Annotated in this window: 1 protein-coding gene; it reads left to right on the top strand. The window is 69.6% G+C overall.

Features of this window, described 5'->3' with window-relative positions; genetic code table 11:
• Window positions 1–762: 3-hydroxyisobutyryl-CoA hydrolase (locus AC1D15_RS35460; protein WP_477829776.1), on the top strand; the 762-nt coding region annotated here is incomplete at both ends.

Genomic DNA, 762 nt, shown 5'->3' with positions numbered 1-762 from the left:
CCTGATCCACACCTATCCGAAGCCCTATATCGCGCTGATGGACGGCATCGTGATGGGCGGTGGCATGGGCATCTCGCAGGGCGCGTCGCTGCGCGTGGTGACCGAGCGCACGAAGATGGCGATGCCGGAGACGCACATCGGGTTGTTCCCCGACGTGGGTGGCGGCTGGTTCCTCGCGCGCTGCGCGGGGCGGCTCGGCGAGTACCTGGCGCTGACGGGGCAGATCCTCGGGGCGGGTGATGCGATCGCTTGCGGGCTGGCAGATGTGTGTGTTCCCAGCGACGCGCTGTCGTCTCTGGTCGAGGCACTGGTGGATCAGCCGCATGAGAACGCGGCGCAGCTTCACGCTGCGGTGCGTGCGCGGGCGGTGGCGCCAGCTGCGACGACTGTGCTCGATCGCACGTCGATCGATCGACACTTTGCTGCCGAGTCGTTGATCGGCATCGTCGAATCGCTGCGCAGCGACGGCAGCGGCTGGGCGCAAGCCACGCTCGCGACGCTGGCCAAGCGCTCGCCGCTGATGATGGCGGTGACGCTCGAGCAGGTGCGGCGTGCCCGCACGATGACGCTCGCCGACGACCTGCGCATGGAGCGCGACCTGGTGCGCCACTGCTTCCACCTGCGCCCCGGCGCGGCCAGCGAGACGGTGKAGGGCATCCGTGCGCTGGCGGTCGACAAGGACCACAGCCCGCGCTGGAACCCGGCGCAGATCGAGGGCGTGACACCGGCGATGGTGGCGGCGTTCTTCGAGAGCCCGTGGCC

It is taken from the genome of Rhizobacter sp. P2_H2 (assembly GCF_056403375.1).
The sequence above is the reverse complement of the archived record's forward strand: the minus strand, read 5'-3'. Positions and strand labels throughout refer to the sequence as shown.